Below are 20,165 nucleotides of genomic sequence, written 5' to 3' on the forward strand. Positions count from 1 at the left end.
TGATGGGTGATCGTATCGAACAGCTGCTGACCCTTACAGGGGTCAGCAAGTCCTTTCCAGGCGTTCTTGCACTTGATGATGTGACCCTTCAGGTGCAGGCGGGGGAGGTGCATGGCCTTGTCGGAGAAAACGGCGCGGGCAAGTCGACGTTGATGGCCGTGGCCTCTGGCGCACTAACGCCGACAAACGGAACGATTGCGATCAATGGAACCCAGATAAACTCCGATCCAGAGCAGGCGCGCGCTCTTGGTCTGGCCATTGTGCGGCAAGAGCCCGCGCTCATGCCTGATCTGACCGTGGCAGAAAACTTCTATCTGGGTGTGCCTGCCCAGATCGCCCCCCCAATGAGCAAGCTGGCGGCATGGAGCCGTGACCTTTTGTCCGGCTGGAGCGATGATGTCGGCATCTCACCGTCCGACCGTGTGGACACGCTCAACCCTGAACAGCGCTTTATCGTCGAGATCGTCAAAGCGCTGGCCAGCGAACCAAAGGTTTTGGTTCTGGACGAGCCGACCGAGCATCTGTCCGGCGACGACGTGAAACGGCTTTTCGAGCGAGTGCGCTCGGTTACCGCACGTGGGGCCTGCGTGGTCTATATTTCTCACCGCCTCAAAGAAGTCCGCGACATTGCGGATCGTTTGACGGTTCTGCGGGACGGCCAAGGGCAAGGAACCTACGACGTTGCTACACTAAGCGAAGATGACGTTGTCCGGCTGATCGTCGGTCGTGATCTTGAAGAAGAATTTCCCACCAAAGCAGCGACACTCGGCCCTGCGGTGGTTGAAATCGAAGGGCTGACCGGCCAAGGCTTTTCTGATGCCAATCTGACAGTACGCAAGGGTGAAATTCTAGGCCTTGGCGGTATTTCGGAAAACGGCCAACTTGATTTTCTGCGCGCACTTGCGGGACTGAACGCACCCAATCACGGCAAGGTCCGTGTGGGCGGCGATGATGTGCGCCTGGCATCGGTCAAACGGGCGATGAAACACGGGCTAAGCTATCTGCCCGGCGACCGGCAACGCGAAGGCATCTTTGCTGACCTCACCGTCCGCGAGAATTTCACATCCAGAAGCCCGGCCAGTGACATGACGCTGGGGCTGGTCAGCCGCAGTTCTGAAGGATCGCGCACGCAGGATGCGATCAGCCAATATGCGGTGAAAACACCCGGCAGTGAAACGCCGATTGGGTTTTTATCCGGCGGCAATCAGCAAAAGCTGGTGCTCGCCTCGGTTGTCGCCACGGGCGCAAAAGTGTTGTTGGTGGACGAGCCGACCCAAGGCGTCGACGTCGGCGCACGTGCGGAAATCTACAAAACCTTGCGCGGGCTTGCAGATGATGGCGTGTCGATTGTTGTGCTATCTTCGGACGCGGCTGAGCTGGCGGGGCTGTGTGACAGCATTGCCGTCTTCTCACGCGGGCAGATCGTTGAAATGCTGGGCGGTGATGACGTCACAGAAGAGAACATTACCGGTGCGGCTTTGCGGTCCACCGCAGTGCGGGCAAAAGTCGGTCGCTCGGTCAATAAGATCTGGTCTTGGGCCGCAGGCGACGCAGCCCCAATTGTCATGATTGGTGCCGCAATCATTGCACTTGGGTTGCTCGCGGCGGCTTACAACCCGTTCTACATGTCGACCCGGAATTTCGGAGGGATGTTGGTCCTGATCGCGACGTTGGCGATGGTGGCTTATGGTCAGCAAATGCTGATGTTGGTGGGTGGGATTGATCTGTCGGTCGGGCCCCTTATGGGGCTGGTGCAGGTGGTCGCGTCTTTCTATCTGATAGACGGGGCGGGCCTTGGCACACAAATGACGGGCTGGGCTGCGATGCTGGCGATTGCTGTTGCCGTGGGTCTGACCAATTGGTGCCTTGTGGAACCGTTACGCCTGCATCCCATGGTCGCAACGCTGGCCACCTATATGGGTGTGCAAGCCGTGTCCTTGCTGCTGCGGCCCACGCCGGGCGGTATGTTAGAGGGAGATTTGATGTTCACCCTTGGCACGCGCATCGGTTGGGTGCCGGTTATGTTTATCGTTGCACTCCTGTTGGCGATCCTGCTGGACCTGCTGCTGTTCAAGGGCCGCTTTGGCCTGACGCTGCGCGGCTTGGGATCACAGCCCGAAGCCGCCCGCGTGGCGGGCATCACACCCGCACGGGTCCGCCTGATGGCCTATGTGGGCTGTTCGGTCCTGACCTTCTTTGCAGCCGTCGCCATGATGGAGCAAGTCGGCATCGGTGATCCTCGCGCAGGCCTGAGCTACACACTCGCCAGTATCGCGGCTGTCGTGATTGGCGGCGGGAGCTTGTTTGGCGGGCGCGGTTCGTTCATCGGCGCGCTGCTGGGCGCCGCGTTCATCATTCAGGTGAACACGGTCACGAATTTCCTCGGCTTGAACGCGGCGTGGCAATCCTATCTTCTGGGCGTGATGATCATCGTCGCTGTCGCGCTGTATTCCAAAAGCAGACAAATGGTGGTGGCCGGATGATGCAGGCAGATAACTTGGTAGAACCCCCGAAAATGGCCCGCGTTCGTGTTGGAGAATTTGGCTGGATTTGGATCGCAACAGTGGTGCTGTTTGCAATCAGCGCCGTGGTTGCACCCGGAACGGTGCGGCCTTCGGCCCTGATCGCGATTCTGCCGTTTGCGGCGATGCTAGCGATCGTCGCAGTCGGACAAACCATCGTCATCCAGCAACGCGGGCTGGACTTGTCGAGCGCGGCGCTCATGAGCCTTGGCGGTATCGTCGTGGCCAAGCTTGGTTTCGTCACCGGCTCTATCCCGCTTGCGGTCCTTGGCACGGTGGGCGTGGCGGCTTTGTGTGGCATGGTGAACGGATTGCTTATCGCAAGGCTCAACATCATGCCAATTGTCGCGACCCTTGCTACCAACGCTATCCTGCTGGGCGGCATCACGACCCTTTCGGGCGGCAGCCCGATGTCGGTGCCAAATGCTCTTGAGAGTTTTTCCCATTCCGGAGTATTCGGCATTCCCAACACGCTAATCTTGTCGGTCGTCTTTGTCGCCTTCGTGGCCTTCATAAGCGCGCAAACGGTGATCGGACGCCGCTTCATCGCAGTAGGTGCAACCCCCCGCACAGCGCGCGCAGCTGGCATGCCGGTCTTAACATATCAGGTGATGACCTATGCTGCCGCGGCGGTCTGTTTTGCAGTCGCAGGTATGCTCTATGCGGGCTTTATCGGCTCTGCCTCGCAGATCGCGGGGAATGACTTTCTGTTGCCCGGCATCGCAGCAGTGGTCGTTGGTGGCACCCCCTTCAGCGGGGGGCGCGGCAGTGTGATCGCCTCTGGCGTTGCGGCGATCTTTATGACGCAGCTAGGCATCTTAGTGCTGTCCCTCGGGGCAAGTTCTGCGGTGCAATTACTGGTTCAGGCCCTCGCGCTCGTGTTGGCTGTCACCTTGCGCAGCGTCTCTGGAATGACACGCAAAAAGACGTCCTGATATGTACTGGCCTTTATAGGAACGGCAGAAGCTGTGCCTTGGATATGGTGTTCGAAGACGCAAGGATTTGGCGCTCGATTGTTGTGTGATTTCGTGCCGCAGGACGCGACATATCAAACATAGCCTCGCCCATAGGGTGATGCGTCACCGTTCTAACGGACAATAGGGCCTCTCCAAGAGCGGTTGATGGCTACCCAGTCTGAAGTCGTTTGCGTGAGCCTCGCGATCTAGTAAATGCAGTGACGAGATAGGGGCGGAACGCCAGTTTCCGATGATACTTTTGCACATTCGGACGTGGCACAGGACCGTTCCAGAACCGGCTATTCCCCAGATAATCAAGGCGCCATCTGATCTTTGCTGCGACTTGCACGAATGGCCGCATTTCCTACTATACTGCGACGCGATGTTTTTCGACCTTGCCACATCTTTAGCGCTGCGATCGCATGCAGTATAAAAACATAGTGGCAGGGTTGGGCTCTTTCGAGCAATTCGCTGCGCAAGGTTTGAACGGCCGGTTTCTGTCTGTGGAGCGAAATGCATGATATCTGCACCACCCTAAGAAACCCTTGTTTTGCAAAGTGATGGGATGGTGCAGATATCAGGTGCAGAACGCAGCCGACTCGAACAGCCAGTTTTTTGCTTAGGGCACAAATTTTGCACAAGGTATATGAGCCCATTGGGGCAGGGGGGGCACTGCCGAATTTTGGTGAATGGTTCGACATAGGGGGCGGAATGCGGACATTCGCTGCGCTCGCGACTTTTCTAGTCTCATCGTCGAATGCCGACATTCAGCGTTGCGTTTGGGTTTCTGTAACAAGAATGGTTCTCACCATTTTAACCCTGAGCTACCCCCCAATCCTTGGACAGGATCTGGCGTGATTTAAGCTACTCTTTGCACCTGCTGATCGGGGTTGGTTGTTTCGTTTCGCTGCCAATAGATCACAGCGGGTGGTTTGCCGCCAAGGGCAGAATGAGGATGCTTGTGGTTGTAGAATGCGATCCACTTTCTGACGCCAGCTTTGGCCTCTGATCCGGTCTCCCATGCGTGCAAATAAACGGATTCGTATTTCAGCGAGCGCCACAGTCGTTCGACAAAGATATTGTCGAGGAACCGGCCTTTGCCGTCCATTGAGATGCGGATGCCTGATCGACGCAGGCGGTCGGTCCAAGCAAATGACGTGAACTGGCTGCCCTGATCCGTATTCATGATCTCAGGTGGGCCGAACTGGTGGATCGCTTCATTCAAGGCATCCACACAGAACTCGGCTTCCAGCGTGTTCGAGATGCGCCACGCCAGTACCTTCCGCGTGTGCCAGTCCATGATGGCGACCAAATATAGAAACCCACGCCGCATCGGCAGGTACGTGATGTCGGCGCACCAAACTTGGTTGGGCCGACCCACGCGCAAGCCACGCAGCAGGTATGGATAAATCTTGTGACCCTTCGCTGCCTTGCTGGTGTTGGGCTTCTGGTAGATCGGCATGAGGCCCATCAGCCGCATCAAGCGTCTGATCCGCTTCTCGTTGACGAGGTGGTCGTCATTGCGCAGGTGCCACGTCATCTGACGTACGCCGTAAAACGGGGTTTCCAAGAACTGCTTATCGATCAGGCGCATCAGACCGAGGTTCATCTCACTTTCGCCTGTTGGCTCATAGTAAAATGACGACCGCGAGATCGACAGCAGCGAACATTGCTTGCTGACTGACAGACCTTTTAGGTTCGGCTCAATCATCTTGCGCCTCACTTGCCGGCCCAAGGTTTGAGCTTTCTGGCCAAAAAATCGTTGGCGACGGCCAACTCCCCAATCTTGGCGTGCAGGTCTTTGACCTGCTCCTCATCAACTTCCGGTGCCGTCCGCCCGCCGCGCTCAAATACGCCGGAAGCGCCTTCAAGTAATGCGCGCTTCCATTGATGGATCATCGTTGGATGCACGCCAAACCGACTGGCCAACTCGCTGACCGTCTCCTCGCCTTTCAGTGCTTCCAATGCGACCTTGGCCTTAAACTCAGGGTGATGTTGCTTTCGTTTCGACATCGTCAATCTCCTTCGTGTTGAAGATCAACAGACAACAAATCGTAGCTTACGTCAGTGTCCGATTTTCGGGGGGTAGCTCAGATGTTTGGTTCTGGTGAGGTCGATGAATTCTTCCAGAACCGTGTCCAGAGGTGGATAGACTGGCTTCACGCCTCCAAGAATTGCTTCAGCTACTTCCGGCGTCGTCGGGTTTTTGTCCGTCCCTGCCGCGGTAAGCAGCCGTGGCAGATTTTCCTGAAACGAGCCCTTTAGCAATACATCACTCGGAATGTAGTCAAAGCCACGACTCTCAGCCGTCCGCTTTGCCGCCTCAAACTTCTGATGCGCGAGTGCTTCATTGCCGAGCGCCAGCAATTGCCATTCTGCCCGTTTGATCTCTTCGAGTTCAAAGGCCTTTCGCTTTGCCACGGTCAAATCCGCGGTCCTGAGTGCTTGACGCACTTGTCTAACAGGTTGCCCAGACTTGCCTCGGACTTTTCCAAGCAAATCCTTTGGTACGTTCAGCACAAAATAGTAACGGCCACGGTCCAAAGTCAAACCCATCGCAATACCCCCTCAACGTTCCAAGCTATGCGGGAATTCATGCGGGATATTATGCGTATAAACATGTTTTCAATCAGAAAACTGACCGTACGCACATTGATATCATTGGGGTTTTTGAAAATTTGCACTGCCATAAGTGCATAATAATGGCGGAGACGAAGGGATTCGAACCCTCGATACCGTTTCCGGTATACTCCCTTAGCAGGGGAGCGCCTTCGACCACTCGGCCACGTCTCCGCTGACCCGTATATTTGGCAGGCAAAGGGGAAACAAGGCCAAAATCGAAGCTTTTGTGAAAAATTCTGATTAACGTAGCATGAGGCCGGGCATCTGGGCATGCGGGCGGCAAGTCTTTAATAACTGGTTGATGTCAGAGCAGAAAACCGAAGTCGACAGGGCCTATCTACAGCGCGAGTTGGAAATGAACTGCAAAATATCTTCTTTGGCGTGATGGATGTGTTTGCGCAGTAATGCACAGGCGGCCTCCACGTCTTTTTGGGTGGCCAGGGCCAACAGCTCGCGATGCTCATCTTTTGCGCGGGCGATGTCCTTTGTGACGCTTAACTGCATCCGAACATATCGATCCGATTTCTGGTTCAAGGGCTGCAGCACGTCCTGGGACAAGGAGCGCTGTGCAGGCGCATAAAGCGCTGCGTGGTATTCCGAGTTCAAAGCGCCCCAGGTGGCCACATCACCCGCATAATAAGAGGCTTCCATCCGCGTCAGGGTCTGGGCACAGTCCTCGATGTGTTGCGGGGTCATATTGGGGATCGCGATGCGGAATAGTTCGACCTCGATCAGGGCGCGCAGGTCAAAGATTTCGCCTATGTCGCGCAAGGAATGCTGCGTCACCGTCGCGCCCTTGTTTGTGGTCAGCTGCACCAGACCTTCGGCATCCAGACGTTTCAACGCTTCGCGGATCGGCATGCGCGAGACGTCGTATTCGGCTGCCAATGTTTCTTGCCGAATAGGGGCCCCTTCCGCCAATTCACCTGATAGGATCCGTTCGCGCAGATCATTGGCGATCGTGTCGGGCAGGCTTTTGCGGGCGATGGCGCGGTTTGCGGTCATGGTCTTTGGGTCTTCTTTGGGGGCGCCGGTGACATTTGTCCCCAGCGTCGGGTTTGATCTAGATAGCCTAAAATCGATTGGCCGAAAATGGTGTCAGATCGATGGGCGGCGGGGCATGGCTGACCAGGTTGGCAATGATTTCAGCCGTGGCGGCGGCCTGGGTCAGTCCAAGGTGGCCGTGGCCAAAGGCATAAATCACATTGGGCGCGTTTGGGGCATAGTCGATCACCGGCAGGCTGTCGGGCAGGGACGGGCGATACCCCATCCATTGCTGGCCGCCTTGGGGATTAAGATCCGGCATAAAGTCTTGCGCCTTGTGCAGGAGTGCGTCGGCGCGGGTGAAATTGGGCGGCAGCTCCAGCCCACCAAGCTCCACAGCGCCGCCAATGCGCACGCCATTCTGAATGCGGCTTGCCACAAACCCATGCGCGGCGAAGGTCAGATGGGTGCGCAGATCAAAGGCACCCTGCGGCAAAGTCGTGTTATAGCCACGTTCGGTTTCCAGTGGGATCGCATCACCCAACCCTTTGGCGAGACTGTGGGACCACGCGCCCGCCGCCAGAATAATTGTGCTGGCGCTTTGAGGGCCTTGGCTGGTCTCCAGCCGGGTTTTTCCGCCCATCCTGGTCAGCGCTTTGACGTCGGTTTGATCGATGACACCGCCAAGCGACAGAAATTTTTGCGCCAAACGCTCGGTCCAGGTTTTTGGATCCACCGTGTTCATCCAGTTCGGCGTGTAAAGCGCATGGGTGAAACGCGGGTTCAAGCCCGGCTGGATTTCGGCGATGTCGTTGGTGGACAGCAGCTCATGGGCCAGGACGCCGTGTTCTTGCAGAAAGGCGCGTTGGCTCTGGTCCGCCTGCCACTGTCGCGGGTCATCATATAGGCGCAGCTGCCCGTCGCGCCGGATCAGATCTTCGCCTTGGACCAGTTTGATTTGCCGTTCGGTGGCTGCCTGTGCAAGGGTCATCAACGCGGTCTGTGCGGCGCGTGCAGCCCCAAATCTGCGGGCACGGCTGGCCCGCCAAAAGCGATACATCCAAGGTGCGATCTGCGCCGCATAACGTGGGGGGATCGACAAAGGTCCGAGCGGGTCAAACAGCCATTTTGGTGCCTGCCGCAGGATGCCCGGTGTGGCGAGCGGCGTGACCTCGCTAAAAGCAAAGGCACCGGCATTGCCCTGCGAGGTTTCGGCCGCAACGCCCTTGCGATCCAGGACGCGCACGTGGAACCCTTTGCTTTGCAATTCCAGCGCTGCGCTGATGCCGATGATCCCGGCGCCAATGATCAATACGGACTTAGGCATGAATACCGCCCACGAACGGGTCGCCTTCCTGGAAAAACAACCGACTTTCAGCGGTGATAAAAGCCGCGCCGGTGATAGACGGCAAAACGCCGCCTTGTGGACCGGGCCGATAGCTGAGGCGATACTGACTGCCGATAATGCTTTCCTGAATGATCTCGGTCTCGGGCGGCAATCCACCACGCGCCGCGAGGCAGGCCAGTCGCGCGGAGCTGCCGGTGCCACAGGGGGAGCGGTCGTAGGCGTCATCCGGGCACAGGGTAAAATTCCGGCTTAACACGCCCGCAACCGGTGATGGCGCCTGGAAAATCACGTGGTCCACCGCTTCGCCCTTTTCGCCGCAGATGTTCTGTGCCCAGGCTGCTGCGCGCACCATTTTGGCGGCCTCCGTCAGAGCCGGGATGTTATCCGGCTCCAGCGGCAGCGGGCTCGGATCAACGATAAAGAACCAATTGCCCCCATAGGCCAGATCGCCAGTCACGAGACCCAATTGCGCCACATCCAAGGTAACGTCGCGCCGCACCAGACGGCTTTCGATGTTTTCGACCGTGACCGTATGGCCGTCATGCAGCGTGACGCGCACGCGCCCGGCGGGGGTTTCGATCATATGGGTACCAAGGGGCAGCAGACCAGTGCGGTGCAACGTCACGGCAAGCCCGATGGTGCCATGGCCACACATGCCAATCACTGCTGCCGCGTCGAAATAGATCACACCGACCGCGCAATTCGGGTCGACCGGGTCCACCACAAATGCGCCAACCATCGCGGGCTGTCCCCGTGGCTCGAGCATGATCGCGCGATAGAGGTCCTTGTGCTCTGTGGCCAACCGCGCGGCACGCTCTGCAAGGGAGCCACCGCCCAAATCCGGTCCACCGTCCAGGATCACCCGCGTCGGCTCGCCTCCGGTGTGGCTGTCGATCACGCGCATTCAGACAGAACCCCGCCTTGTTTGGACCAATCGGTAAACCAGGCGCGAAACAGCGCATATTGCTGCTCACAATAGGCCTGTTGCGAGGGGCTCAGGGCGTCGGTTGCATTAAAGTGCAGGCGGTATTCTTCTTCGCCGTTCAGAACCAACAGATGTTTGTAATACAGAACCAGATCGGGCCCTTCGTCAAAGCTGGACAGGACATGGATTGCCTCGGTCAGCTCTTGCGCCCGTTGGCGGGCCTCTGCGTTTCCGGTTGCGGCCATGCGTGACAGGTCGGCCAGCAACAGTGCCTCTTTTGGAAGGGCGGTGCCGATGCCGGTGATCGACCCCGTCGCGCCGCAATTCACAAAGCCATGAAACACCTGGGTGTCGACGCCAACCATCAGGGTGACGTCCTTGTCCTGCGAGGTGATGAATTCCGCCGCATAGCGCAGGTCGTCCGCGCCGCCGAACTCTTTGAAGCCCACCAGATTGGAATGTTCGGCACGTAAGGCAAAGAACAGATCGGCGCGGGTGGCAAAGCCGTAATAGGGGCTGTTGTAGATGATCGCGGGCAGATTCGGGGCGGCGGCGAGGATGGCTTTGAAGTGGTTTTTCTGCGCCGCAGCCGAGCTGCCACGGGACAGAACACGCGGGATGACCATCAGCCCCGCGGCACCGACCTCTTGGGCGTGGGCCGCATGGGCGACAGCGGCGGCGGAATTGATCGCCCCGGTGCCGACGATCACCGGCACGCCAGCTGCCACCAACCGGGCGACACCTTCCATCCGCTCTGCGTCGCTCAGCAGTGGCCAATCCCCCATCGAGCCGCAGTAGACCACGGCGGACATGCCGGTCGCGATCAAGTCCTGCCCTTTGCGCACCAGCGCATCAAAGTCGGGTTTGCGGTCAGCGGTGCAGGGGGTCATCAGGGCGGGCATCGTGCCGGTGAATATGTTTGCGGACATTGGGGGCTCTCACATATCGATTCTGGATTTTGGATATTGGATCCAATTGGAAGCGCGCTGTCAATTTCTCCCTGACGGTTGAATGTGTGAAGCCGTTGCCAAAGGTCTGTCTTGAGACTGAAACAAAACCGTCACTCTGGTTTCGTGTGAAGTCGATATCGCGTTCATATGAAACTTGAATCGGGATTCAAGCGCCCACCCACCGTGGAATGGGGCACAGAACGACAGGCCCAAGTGGCCGAGATCGTGCGTCAGGAAGGCCATGCCAAGGTCGATGACCTGGCGCAGCGCTTTGGCGTTTCAACCCAGACGATCCGCAAAGACATAAATGCCATGTGCGCCGGTGGCCTGCTGCGGCGGGTGCATGGCGGGGTGGAGCTGTCTCCGGTCTCTGCCGGTCACTACGATCTGCGGCGGGTGCTGAACCTTGGCGCGAAACGTAGCATCGGTGAGGCTGCGGTGCGGATCATCCCGGATGAGGCCTCGGTCGCGGTCTCCATCGGAACCACACCCGAGATGGCAGTGGCCTTCATGGGGCAACATCGCGGGCTACGCCTGTTCACCAACAACCTGCATGTGGCAATGACGGCGCAGCGGTTTGAAACCACAAGCGTCACCATTCCAGGCGGCACATTACGCGCGGCAGAGGCGGACATTGTGGGCCCCACTGCGGTGGATTTTTTCGACAGTTACAAATTCGATGTGGGCTTATTCGGGGTAGCGGCGGTTGATGACAGCGGCGCGCTTTTGGATCTGTCGGCCGAGGACGTGCATTCTCGCGAAGCCATTACCCGCAATTCCGACATGCGCATTCTGGTTCTGGATACCAGCAAATTCCACCGCAAAGCCCATGCGCGCAGTGGCCTGATTACCGATGTGGAACATGTCATCTGCGACACCCGCCCCCCGGCCGAGATCTGCACCATGCTACATCAGGCCCGCGTTGCGCTGACCATTTGTGATGAGGTTGCGGCATGAGCGTGCAGGGCCAGTCCATCTCTCTGCGCCAAGTGCGCAAATCCTGGGGAGAGACCGTTTCCCTGCGCGACATCGATCTGGATATCCCGGCGGGAAAGTTCACCGCTATTCTCGGCCCCTCTGGCTGCGGTAAATCCACCACGTTGCGGGTGATTGCCGGGTTGGAAGATGTCACAAGCGGCACAGTGAACATTGGCGACCGCGATGTCACCCAACAGCCCCCCGCCAAGCGTAACCTGTCGATGGTGTTTCAATCCTATGCGCTGTTTCCGCATCTGAGCGTGGCGGAAAACATCATCTTTGGCCTGAAGGTCGCCCGGATGCCGCGCGCGCAACGGCAGGCTCGGCTGGCTGAAGTCGCCGAGCTGTTGGAGTTGACGCCCTATTTGGACCGCAAACCGGCGGCCTTGTCCGGTGGGCAGCAGCAACGTGTGGCCCTGGGGCGCGCGGTGGTATCACGCCGTCCGGTCTGTTTGATGGATGAGCCGTTGTCGAACCTGGATGCGCGCCTGCGCGATGAAATGCGTCGGGAAATCCGCAAGCTGCAACGCGCGCTTGGCTTTACCATGGTCTATGTCACCCATGATCAGACCGAAGCGATCACCATGGCCGACCAGGTTGTCTTGATGAACCAAGGGGTGGTGGAACAAGTGGCCTCCCCGCATCAGATCTACACCCAACCGGCCACGCCCTTTGCCGCGCGCTTTATCGGCACGCCGCCGATGAACCTGCTGCCAGCGGCTGCTTTTGGCGATCTGTTGTCCGCCGCACCTGCGGATCTCTTGGTTGGGATCCGGCCCGAGGTGATGGTGCAGGACAGCCATGGTGCGTTGTTGTGCCAGGTGCAATCGGTCGAATTTCTGGGCGCGGACACGCTGGTGGAACTTACGGCCGCAGGTGCGCGGCTGCTGGCCAAATTGCCGGGAAATCACGCCTTTGAACCAGGTCACGCGTTGCGGTTCGCGCTGCCCTCAGACGCGGTGCATCTGTTTAGCACCGAGAGCAACCAGCGCATCGATGATCCTTCCCTTGTGGCACGCATATCGGGGGGACATCCATGACCCTCGCGCCGTGCTCAGGGCCCCAAATACTCCCGAAGGTTTCGGGATGTTGCCCGCCGGCTGAAGCCCGGCTCATTTTCTGCGGAGAAATTCCATGCTGATGACCAAATTCAAAGCGGCTGCGGCCGCCCTGGCATTTGCGGCTGCACCTGCAGCGGCTGATGTCGATCTTCAATTCTACTTCCCAGTTGCGGTTGGCGGCGCTGCTGCAAACACCATCGAAGAGCTGACCCAGGACTATGTCGCAGCCCATGACGGTGTGAACATCGAAGCAATCTATGCTGGCTCCTATCAGGACACCGTGGCCAAGGCGCTGACGGCTGCCCGTGGTGGTAACGCGCCACAGCTGAGCGTGATCTTGTCGGTCGACATGTACACCATGTACGACGAAGACCTGATCCAAGCCTTTGACGACTATGCCACAACGGACGAAGACAAAGCCTGGCTCAAGTCCTTCTATCCGGCGTTCATGGAAAACAGCCAGATCGACGGCAAAACCTATGGCATCCCGTTCCAGCGTTCCACGCCGGTTCTGTACTGGAACAAGGAAGCGTTCAAAGCGGCCGGTCTCGATCCAGAACACGCGCCTGCGACCTGGGACGAAATGGTTGAGATGGGCAAAAAGCTGACCGTCAAAGACGCGTCCGGCAATGTGTCCCAATGGGGTGTGCGCATCCCGTCCTCTGGCTTTCCCTACTGGTTGTTCCAGGGCCTGACGACAGAGAACGGCGCCATCCTTGCGACGGAAAATGGCACCAAGACTAACTTTGACGATCCAAAGGTTGTCGAAGCGCTGGAATATCTGGTGGACCTGTCCAAAACCCACGAAGTCATGGCGCCCGGCATCATCGAATGGGGTGCAACGCCCAAAGCCTTCTTTGAAGGTCAGACCGCGATGATGTGGACCTCAACTGGCAACCTGACCAACGTGCGCAGCAATGCACCGTTTGACTTTGGTGTTGCGATGCTGCCAGCCAACGAACGCCGTGGCGCGCCAACCGGTGGTGGCAACTTCTACCTGTTCAAAGGATCTGATGAGGCACAGACCAAAGAAGCGTTTGAGTTCATCAAATGGATCACCCAGCCGGAACAAGCGGCCAAGTGGACCATTGCAACCGGTTACGTCGCCCCATCGCCTGCGACTTGGGACACCGAGGTGATGCAGCAATACACCGTCGACTTCCCGCCAGCACTGGTTGCGCGCGACCAGCTGGAACATGCGGTTGCAGAGCTTTCTACTTACGAGAACCAGCGTGTGACCCGCGCGTTCAACGACGCATTGGCCGCCGCCATCACGGGTGAGAAGACAGCAGCCGAAGCGCTGAAAGAAGCACAGGCCCAGGCCGAGGCGATCTTGAAGCCTTACCGCTAAGCCCGAGACCCCGATCTGCGCGTGGCCCTGTTGTGGCCGCGCGCAGGTTAACCTCCCGCACCAAAGGACAAAAGACATGCAAAGGATGCGACAGTGGATCCATGCCTGGCTGCTTTTGCTGCCGGCCTTTGTCTTTCTTTTGGCCTTTACCCATATTCCCGCCATCACCACTCTGTGGAACAGTTTCTGGACCACTGCGCGCGGTCGCAGACCCAGCCGCTGGGCCGGACTCGACAATTACGAGACTTTGATGGCCGATCCGGTGTTCTGGAAAGTGCTGATCAACAACCTGTGGTTTGCGCTGGGCACCATTCCAACCTCAATCGCGATATCCCTAGCGATGGCGCTCTGGGTCAATCAGAAACTGGCGGGGCGTGGGTTTGTCCGCATGGCCTATTTCACGCCCACCGTGTTGCCGATGATCGCGGTCGCCAATATCTGGATGTTCTTTTACACGCCTGGTTTTGGATTGATCGACCAGATCACCGGCCTATTTGGCATGGCGCAGTCCAATATCCTGGGGCAAAGCGACACCGCGCTGATTGGGGTGATGGTGGTGACCATCTGGAAAGAGGCGGGGTTCTTTATGATCTTCTACCTCGCTGCGCTGCAAACCATTCCGCCCAGCCTGATCGAGGCCGCACGTATCGAAGGGGCAGGGGCCTGGACCATCTTTCGCCGTCTGACCTTTCCGCTGTTGATGCCGACGACGCTGTTTATCTCGGTCAATGCGGTGGTGAATTCTTTCCGGATGGTGGATCACATCTTTATCCTGACCGGGGGCGGGCCGGACAATGCCTCCTCCCTGCTGCTGTTTTATATATATGAGACCGCGTTTCGGTTCTGGGACACAGCCTATGCCGCGACCTTGACCGTGGTGTTGCTGGGCCTGCTGGCGGCGCTGGCCATCGGGCAGTTCTTCTTCTTTGATCGCAAGGTGCATTACAAATGAGCTGGGACCGTGCGTTGAACACTTTTGCGGCCTGGGCGCTGGCGCTGCTGTGGGTGCTGCCCCTGGCCTATGCGGTGTGGACGGCGTTTCACCCGGCAGCTTATGAGGCGCGGTTTGATCTATTGGCACCGCTCACGCTGGAAAACTTTGGCAAGGCCTGGAGTGCGGCGCCGTTTGGGCGGTACTTCCTCAATACGTTCTTTCTGGTCACGGCTATTCTGATCGGTCAGTTCATCCTCTGTACGCTCGCGGCCTATGCCTTTGCGCGATACCAGTTTCCGGGGCGTGGGGTCCTGTTTGGGCTGGTGCTGGTCCAACTGATGGTCATGCCGGACATTTTGATCGTGGAGAATTACAAGCTGATCCGAATGCTGGATCTGATCGACACGATCCCTGCGATTGCCTTGCCTTATATCGCCTCTGGCTTTGGTATCTTTCTGCTGCGTCAGACGTTCCTATCCGTGCCCAAAGAGTTAGAAGAAGCCGCCCAGATCGAAGGGATGTCAACGCTGGGTGTCCTGATGAAGGTATATGTGCCGCTCGCGATCCCGACCTATCTGGCCTATGGGCTGGTTTCGGTCAGTCATCACTGGAATAACTTCCTGTGGCCGCTGATCATCACCAACTCAGTGGAAACACGGCCGGTGACTGTGGGCTTGAGCGTCTTTGCCTCGATCGACTCCGGGGTCGAATGGAGCGTGATCAATGCGGCGACCCTGATGACCTCCGGTCCGCTGCTGATCGCATTCTTGCTGTTTCAACGCCAATTCGTACAGAGCTTTATGCGCGCAGGGATCAAATAGCCCGGTATTGCCCCGCAGAAAGACTCACCCCGCCGCGTGGAGGGAATTGTCCGGTCATTCCTTAAAATCTTAACAGTCTGGGTAACGGATGCGTCACGTCTTCGTAAGAAAACCCGCCGCATTGTTGCCTCAATCTAGAGGGAGTCGCGGGGAAATGCGCTCGTTTCCCACCGGGGACAGGGGGAAAACGGTGCTTTCTGCACGTTGACACCTTACCAAAAGGGTAATTGATTTCAGGTATTTAAATAAAATCTTTCCGGAAATCGCGGATTCTACGTGCACCTTTGGCGGATTTTGCGATGATTAGGGCGTTTTGACACTGGGGGTTAGTGTTTTGTTAAGTCTGCCACAATCTATCCATGAAACCGCCGCTGCTTCGCGGCTTTGGGCCACATTCCAGCCGCACCACTAAACGAAATTGGTTAGGTGGGAAACTGGAGTGGAAAATGAAACGACTTATAGCGGTTGTTGCGGCGTGCCTGTCTTTGGCGCTGCCGAACGTTGCAGCAGCGCAAGATAGCGCAGCCGCACGCTCAGTTACGGGATGGGAGGCTGTGGGGCGCCTTAACATCTCCGGGCGGAATATGTGTACGGGTGCATTGATTGCGCCCAACCTTGTGCTGACCGCAGCACATTGTCTTTTTGATCCCCAAACAGGACGGGCCGTGAACCCGGGCAATATCCGGTTCGAAGCCGGGCTAAACGGACGCTATGCAAAAGCCGCGCGTCAGGTTGTGAAAGCCGTGGTTCACCCCAAATATGTGTTCCGCCCGGTTGGCGATGCGCAAATCGGTCATGATCTGGCTGTGCTGCGCCTGGATCGCCCGATCAGCACGGAACATATCCAACCTTTTGCTACCTCGTCGCAGGCGGGCAGAGGAGATGCTGTGGGGGTGATGTCCTACAGCTATGAACACCGCGATCGGCCCAATTGGGAGCAACCCTGTCACGTTCTGGCGCGCAAAGCCCAAACTATGGTGATGACCTGCCGCGTTGAATACGGCGCATCCGGATCACCTGTATTCGAGGTTCTGCCAGGACGTCCGCCACGCCTTGTCTCCGTAATCTCGGCCAAGGCTGCGATGGGCAATCGCCGCGTCTCTATCGGGACGGCTATCGATAATTCCCTGTGGGAGCTGGTGCAACGCGCAGGATAATGCCGCCAAACCCGCTCCGCTCTCAGAAAAAAGCCCGCAGCCAGGATGGCGCGGGTTTTTCATTTTGCGGGTCTCCCAACTCCGGGCGCCCCAGGTCAGGGTTCGCGAAACGCATCCTTGGATTTGTAAAGCGGCTTCAACAGATATTGCAGTACCGTTTTGGAACCCGTTTGCAGTTCCGCAATGGCGCGCATACCGGGGCGGATCTCAATATCGCGTTGGCGTTCGGTGAAACTGCTACGGTCCACTTTAACCGTCACGCGATAATAAGGCTCAACGCGTGGATTGCGGTCGTCTTCAAACGTATCCGCCGACACAAAATCAACCTTACCCTTCAGTGCGCCATAGATCGTATAGTCATAAGCGGAGAGTTTGATCGTCGCCACCTGCCCGGGTTGCACGCTTGCGATGTTTTCCGGCTTCACACGGGCTTCGACAAACAGCTCTTCGCCAAGTGGGATGATCTCAAAAATCTCATCACCGGGGCGGATGACGCCGCCAATCGTGGTCACCGCCATATTGTTCACTACCCCCTGCATGGGAGAAGTGATCACGGTGCGCGACAGCTGGTCAGATGCGATGCGCAATTCTTGCTGGTGGGATGTCAGTGTCTGCAGGGTAAGGGAGTATTCCTCGGCCAGTTGCAGCTCGGCCTGCGTCCCAATGTCATTGTATTTGGCCTCGGCGTCGGTGACGGCCTTCTTGGCGTTATTGACCTCAATCAGGGCCACAATGCGCTGCTTGTGCAAGCGTTCCATATTCGCCAGCTCTTCGCGCAGCTGATCCAGGATCTTCTTGGCACTGTCGCGGCGGCTATTGAAATCGGCTTGTCGGGCGCGCAGCAATGCACGTTCAGACGCCAGAATATTGGGAGAGCGTTGCTGCAGCGACGGGCTGACGTCAAATTCATATGCGCCCGAGGCTTCGGCTTCCAGACGATATTGCTTGATCTCTAAAGCGTCGATCTGGTCCTGCAGATCATCGGCTGTGGTCTGGAACCGGGTGTCTTGCAGTTTGGCAAGGATCTGCCCGGCCTCAACCGTGTCACCTTGGCGCACATAAAGCTCAGCCAGAATGCCGCCTTCGAGGTTTTGAATGATTTGCGACCGGGAGGAGGAGACAACTTCGCCATCCGCGCGCACAATCTCATCGATCCACGCAAAAGCCGCCCAGATCAAAAAGACCAGGACGGCGCCCGCTGCAAGATAGATGATGCGGCTTGAGCCCAATGAGCTGCGGGCCAGCTCCTGTTGCATCTGCGTCATTTTTTGTCCCCTGCGGCCAGATGGGCCAGAACTTGATCACGCGGACCATCCACAACCATACGGCCAGCTTGCAGGATCAAGGTGCGGTTGGTCAGTTGCAGGATCGGCATACGGTGGGTGGCGATCACAGCTGTACGTCCCTGTAGCCAAGTGTCCAGACGGCTCACCAAAGTGCGCTCCAACGTCTGGTCAAGCGAGGCTGTGGGTTCGTCCAACAACACAATCGACGGGTTTTGCAGCCACAGACGCGCCCAGCCAATCGACTGGCGCTGCCCGATGGACAGGCCACCGCCGCCGTCGCTGATTTCCAGATCCAACCCCTTGTGGTGATTGCGCACATAAGCCCCAAGGCCAGAGAAATCCAATGCCGCCATCAGACGGTCGTCGTTGCGCTCCAACAGGTTCATGTTAAGGTTTTCGCGCAAGGACCCGGCAAACAGGCGAATGTCCTGGCTGAGATAGCCGATATGGCGGCGCAAATCACGTGGGTCTATCTGGTTCATATCGGTGCCATCAATGATGACACGGCCCTGATCTGGCGCGTAAAGCCCGGTCAACAGCTTCAAAAGCGTCGATTTGCCAGAGCCGTTGACACCCAAGATCGCCACGCGCTGGCCGGGTTTGATTGCAACGGCCGGCACGTCGACAGTCGGTGATCCGTCTTCGTCATAGCGGAAGACCACTTCGCGCAGCTCAAACTTGCCTTGCAGATTTTCACGGCGCAGATAGGTGCGATCTTCTTCTTTTTCCTGGTCAGCTGATGCAATTGCATCCAGACCTTCCAGTGCGGCCTTAACATTGCTCCAGCGCGCCATAGCGCCTGCGAATTGCGTCAGCGGGGCCAGGGTGCGGCTGGTCAGAATACCGGTAGCAATGATGGTCCCGACGGTGAATTCACCTTTGAAAACCATGAATGTGCCAAAGACCACAGCGGCGATATAGGTGAACTGCTGGACGCCCTGCGACCAATAGGTGAGCGAGCTGGACAGGCGGCGTTGCTCTGCGGCGGAATGTGAGGACAGCGCCGACAGCTCGTCCCACAGACGCATCACACGGTCTTCGCCGCGCTGGGTCTTGAGAGTATCAAGCTCGGTGATCACCTCGTGTAGCAGACGGCCAGCCTTGGCATTGGCACCCTGTGTCTGGCGGGTCAGCGCGATCATCTTGCGCTGCATGAAATAGGCGGGCGCGAGCATCAGCACCGCGCCAAGCACCAGAACCCAGACGATATTGCCAGCGATCGAGGCAACCAGCAGCAGGAAGATCGCGATAAAGGGGATATCCGCCAGCGTAGAGATGGTGGAGGAGGTGAAAAACTCACGCACCGCACCAAAATCGCGCATCGCGGCAAACAGGCCCGAGGGCGGCAACGGTTTCTTGTCCGAACGCATGCCGATCAGGCGGCGCATCAGGTTGCGCTGCACCGACAATTCGATCTGGCGGCCGGCGGCATCGGTCAGCCGGGCACGGGCCAGTTTCAGCGCGCCTTCCAGCATGATCGCCAGCACGGCACCAAAGGCCAGAACCCACAAGGTCGGCTGCGACTGGTGTGGCACCACACGGTCATAGACCTGCAGCGAAAACAGCGCGACCGAAACGGCCAGCACGTTTGCCACCAATGAGCCCAGCATGATTTCGATCACCTGGCGGCGGTATTTCTGGAATTCACCCCAGAACCAATGGTTCGCCTTCAGATTTGGCGTATGGCGCGCGGCAACCTGATCGATCGACGGGCGCGCAGAAAGGGTCGAACCGGTGAAATAGGGCTGAAAATCCGCAACCGGAACCTCGGCGCGATGTTCGGCGCAGGTCAGATCAAAGATGCTGAGGGTGTCGGTATCTTGTCCCAGAACCAGAACACATTGGCCATTGTTCATCATTGCAACCGCAGGCCAGGCGTCTGGCTGCAGTCGAACATTGGAATTGATGACCGGGTTCAGGCCGGTGTAATCCAGCGCACGCCCCATGGTTTCAAACGTCTGATCGCCGGGATTGTTACTCCACAGGAAGTCAGCCAGATCACTGGCCGGGGCTTCCACACCGTTGATGGCCGCTAGGGTCGACACCAATGTGGCGCGGTGTTGGATACGCGACGACGTGCCCTCGATCAGCGCATGCACTTCAGAGGCGCGATCCTCGCCACCCTCCAATTTGATATCGCCAAGTTTTACGTCCGGCGCCAGAATTTCTGGCTCAGCAGTTGGTCGTTCAGAGCCATCATTTTGGCCCCCGTCGACCGCGCGCAGGGTTGGGCGCGCGCTTTCGGAATGTTCATCCATATTCGGGGTCGT

Annotated in this window: 16 protein-coding genes and 1 tRNA gene; 8 read left to right on the plus strand and 9 right to left on the minus strand. The window is 57.9% G+C overall.

The window, feature by feature from the left end:
* Positions 1-2 precede the first annotated feature (2 nt).
* Entirely contained in the window at positions 3-2,483 is a 2,481-nt protein-coding gene (locus tag KMP13_RS09315; protein WP_215265586.1) for an ATP-binding cassette domain-containing protein, read from the plus strand.
* Between the two features lie 32 nt (positions 2,484-2,515).
* Complete coding sequence (locus KMP13_RS09320; protein ID WP_251363768.1) at positions 2,516-3,457, plus strand: ABC transporter permease; 942 nt, start codon at positions 2,516-2,518, stop codon at positions 3,455-3,457.
* Positions 3,458-4,337: 880 nt separating this feature from the next.
* On the opposite strand, the gene KMP13_RS09325 is transcribed toward KMP13_RS09320, so the two are convergent.
* From KMP13_RS09325 to KMP13_RS09355, 7 genes are all read right to left on the minus strand, one after another.
* A protein-coding gene (locus KMP13_RS09325; RefSeq protein ID WP_251363769.1) for an IS3 family transposase occupies positions 4,338-5,491 on the minus strand; the annotation gives its coding sequence in 2 pieces (ribosomal slippage) (positions 4,338-5,230 and positions 5,230-5,491; 1,155 coding nt in all).
* A gap of 51 nt (positions 5,492-5,542) precedes the next feature.
* On the minus strand, positions 5,543-6,034 hold the full coding sequence (locus KMP13_RS09330) for a DUF6538 domain-containing protein (RefSeq protein ID WP_215265588.1): 492 nt from the start codon (positions 6,032-6,034) through the stop codon (positions 5,543-5,545).
* 147 nt (positions 6,035-6,181) lie between these two features.
* Positions 6,182-6,271, minus strand: a tRNA-Ser gene (locus tag KMP13_RS09335).
* Positions 6,272-6,433: 162 nt separating this feature from the next.
* Positions 6,434-7,105, minus strand: coding sequence for a GntR family transcriptional regulator (locus tag KMP13_RS09340; RefSeq protein WP_215265589.1), 672 nt, complete (start codon positions 7,103-7,105; stop codon positions 6,434-6,436).
* A gap of 67 nt (positions 7,106-7,172) precedes the next feature.
* Entirely contained in the window at positions 7,173-8,411 is a 1,239-nt protein-coding gene (locus KMP13_RS09345) for an NAD(P)/FAD-dependent oxidoreductase (RefSeq protein WP_215265590.1), read from the minus strand.
* Positions 8,404-9,336, minus strand: coding sequence for a proline racemase family protein (locus KMP13_RS09350; protein ID WP_215265591.1), 933 nt, complete (start codon positions 9,334-9,336; stop codon positions 8,404-8,406). The genes KMP13_RS09345 and KMP13_RS09350 overlap by 8 nt, the downstream gene beginning before the upstream one ends.
* Positions 9,327-10,286 (minus strand): dihydrodipicolinate synthase family protein, encoded by a 960-nt coding sequence (locus KMP13_RS09355; RefSeq protein ID WP_215265592.1) that lies wholly within the window; start codon positions 10,284-10,286, stop codon positions 9,327-9,329. The genes KMP13_RS09350 and KMP13_RS09355 overlap by 10 nt, the downstream gene beginning before the upstream one ends.
* Positions 10,287-10,454: 168 nt before the next feature.
* Between KMP13_RS09355 and KMP13_RS09360 the strand changes: the two genes are divergently transcribed.
* From KMP13_RS09360 to KMP13_RS09385, 6 genes are all read left to right on the plus strand, one after another.
* Complete coding sequence (locus tag KMP13_RS09360; protein WP_215265593.1) at positions 10,455-11,264, plus strand: DeoR/GlpR family DNA-binding transcription regulator; 810 nt, start codon at positions 10,455-10,457, stop codon at positions 11,262-11,264.
* A complete protein-coding gene (locus KMP13_RS09365; protein WP_215265594.1) occupies positions 11,261-12,325 on the plus strand; it encodes an ABC transporter ATP-binding protein in 1,065 nt (354 codons plus the stop codon). The genes KMP13_RS09360 and KMP13_RS09365 overlap by 4 nt, the downstream gene beginning before the upstream one ends.
* Before the next feature lie 94 nt (positions 12,326-12,419).
* Positions 12,420-13,697 (plus strand): ABC transporter substrate-binding protein, encoded by a 1,278-nt coding sequence (locus KMP13_RS09370; protein WP_215265595.1) that lies wholly within the window; start codon positions 12,420-12,422, stop codon positions 13,695-13,697.
* A gap of 76 nt (positions 13,698-13,773) precedes the next feature.
* The gene (locus KMP13_RS09375) at positions 13,774-14,649 is read left to right on the plus strand and encodes a carbohydrate ABC transporter permease (RefSeq protein WP_215265596.1); all 876 of its coding nucleotides are present in this window, start codon (positions 13,774-13,776) and stop codon (positions 14,647-14,649) included.
* Complete coding sequence (locus tag KMP13_RS09380) at positions 14,646-15,452, plus strand: carbohydrate ABC transporter permease (protein WP_215265597.1); 807 nt, start codon at positions 14,646-14,648, stop codon at positions 15,450-15,452. The genes KMP13_RS09375 and KMP13_RS09380 overlap by 4 nt, the downstream gene beginning before the upstream one ends.
* Positions 15,453-15,898: 446 nt before the next feature.
* Positions 15,899-16,609 (plus strand): trypsin-like serine peptidase, encoded by a 711-nt coding sequence (locus KMP13_RS09385; protein ID WP_215265598.1) that lies wholly within the window; start codon positions 15,899-15,901, stop codon positions 16,607-16,609.
* Between the two features lie 95 nt (positions 16,610-16,704).
* Here the strand turns inward: KMP13_RS09385 and KMP13_RS09390 are convergent, their stop codons facing one another.
* Positions 16,705-17,874: an HlyD family efflux transporter periplasmic adaptor subunit gene (locus tag KMP13_RS09390; RefSeq protein ID WP_215265599.1), complete on the minus strand. Its 1,170-nt coding sequence runs from the start codon at positions 17,872-17,874 to the stop codon at positions 16,705-16,707.
* A complete protein-coding gene (locus KMP13_RS09395) occupies positions 17,871-20,153 on the minus strand; it encodes an ATP-binding cassette domain-containing protein (RefSeq protein WP_215265810.1) in 2,283 nt (760 codons plus the stop codon). The genes KMP13_RS09390 and KMP13_RS09395 overlap by 4 nt, the downstream gene beginning before the upstream one ends.
* Between the last annotated feature and the right edge of the window lie 12 nt (positions 20,154-20,165).

This window comes from Epibacterium ulvae (assembly GCF_018678075.1).
Lineage (GTDB): Bacteria > Pseudomonadota > Alphaproteobacteria > Rhodobacterales > Rhodobacteraceae > Epibacterium > Epibacterium ulvae_A.

Excerpts from the sequence above, each read along its gene's own strand:
- KMP13_RS09350 (WP_215265591.1), bottom strand. The coding sequence starts at position 9,336 with ATGCGCGTGATCGACAGCCACACCGGAGGCGAGCCGACGCGGGTGATC.
- KMP13_RS09380 (WP_215265597.1), top strand. The coding sequence starts at position 14,646 with ATGAGCTGGGACCGTGCGTTGAACACTTTTGCGGCCTGGGCGCTGGCG.
- KMP13_RS09355 (WP_215265592.1), bottom strand. The coding sequence starts at position 10,286 with ATGTCCGCAAACATATTCACCGGCACGATGCCCGCCCTGATGACCCCC.
- KMP13_RS09385 (WP_215265598.1), top strand. The coding sequence starts at position 15,899 with ATGAAACGACTTATAGCGGTTGTTGCGGCGTGCCTGTCTTTGGCGCTG.
- KMP13_RS09315 (WP_215265586.1), top strand. The coding sequence starts at position 3 with ATGGGTGATCGTATCGAACAGCTGCTGACCCTTACAGGGGTCAGCAAG.
- KMP13_RS09390 (WP_215265599.1), bottom strand. The coding sequence starts at position 17,874 with ATGACGCAGATGCAACAGGAGCTGGCCCGCAGCTCATTGGGCTCAAGC.
- KMP13_RS09330 (WP_215265588.1), bottom strand. The coding sequence starts at position 6,034 with ATGGGTTTGACTTTGGACCGTGGCCGTTACTATTTTGTGCTGAACGTA.
- KMP13_RS09345 (WP_215265590.1), bottom strand. The coding sequence starts at position 8,411 with ATGCCTAAGTCCGTATTGATCATTGGCGCCGGGATCATCGGCATCAGC.
- KMP13_RS09375 (WP_215265596.1), top strand. The coding sequence starts at position 13,774 with ATGCAAAGGATGCGACAGTGGATCCATGCCTGGCTGCTTTTGCTGCCG.
- KMP13_RS09395 (WP_215265810.1), bottom strand. The coding sequence starts at position 20,153 with ATGGATGAACATTCCGAAAGCGCGCGCCCAACCCTGCGCGCGGTCGAC.
- KMP13_RS09320 (WP_251363768.1), top strand. The coding sequence starts at position 2,516 with ATGGCCCGCGTTCGTGTTGGAGAATTTGGCTGGATTTGGATCGCAACA.
- KMP13_RS09340 (WP_215265589.1), bottom strand. The coding sequence starts at position 7,105 with ATGACCGCAAACCGCGCCATCGCCCGCAAAAGCCTGCCCGACACGATC.
- KMP13_RS09365 (WP_215265594.1), top strand. The coding sequence starts at position 11,261 with ATGAGCGTGCAGGGCCAGTCCATCTCTCTGCGCCAAGTGCGCAAATCC.
- KMP13_RS09370 (WP_215265595.1), top strand. The coding sequence starts at position 12,420 with ATGCTGATGACCAAATTCAAAGCGGCTGCGGCCGCCCTGGCATTTGCG.
- KMP13_RS09360 (WP_215265593.1), top strand. The coding sequence starts at position 10,455 with ATGAAACTTGAATCGGGATTCAAGCGCCCACCCACCGTGGAATGGGGC.